The organism is Empedobacter sp. GD03739 (assembly GCF_029843245.1).
GTDB lineage: Bacteria > Bacteroidota > Bacteroidia > Flavobacteriales > Weeksellaceae > Empedobacter > Empedobacter falsenii_B.
Window position 1 is genome coordinate 1 of sequence record NZ_JAOCHX010000124.1, and the last position, 594, is coordinate 594.

Consider the following 594-nt stretch of genomic DNA (forward strand, 5'->3'; position numbering starts at 1 on the left):
ATGTGTTTCATTAGTTTTAGGACCAAACGGACTATAATCTAATCTCACATCATCTTTATAACTATAGTTTCCTATGTTTGCTACTAGCATAGATGGAATTCTCCATCCATTAGGGCAAGGATCATATGATGACTTATCTCTATAAGGTCTTTGAGCGGCATTACTATTAAAATTATAATTAGCATTTTGAATCAAACCTTTTGAATTGTCAGACCATAAATTTACCTCTGCAATAGCTCCGTTCGAAGAAGAAGTTGTTCCAAACCAATTCACAGGAAGATGGGATCTATTTAAATAATAAGCTTGAGTTGTTGCATTATCATTATTCACATAAATAAGACTTAAAGGATTCTGAACAGATAGTCTTATATTATTCATAATATTAGCAGTAGATAAAGGGACATAAGACATCAAATTCTCTATTTTTTGAGCGTTATTTGTATTTAACGCCATTCTATGTCTAACACGTCCCACACTTCCAGATACTTCGTAAAAATCCATTCCTTTCGATACTAAAGGAGGAATAGGATCTTTTCTTCCCCATTGATACAGAAGTCCATTGTTTCTATTCCATCCTTCTTCTGTAATAGCTCC

The 594-nt window shown here is 33.2% G+C and carries 1 pseudogene; it reads right to left on the reverse strand.

Annotation, left to right across the window (positions count from 1 at the left end):
- Positions 1-594, reverse strand: a pseudogene (locus tag N5E64_RS15705) (T9SS C-terminal target domain-containing protein); the annotation flags it as partial.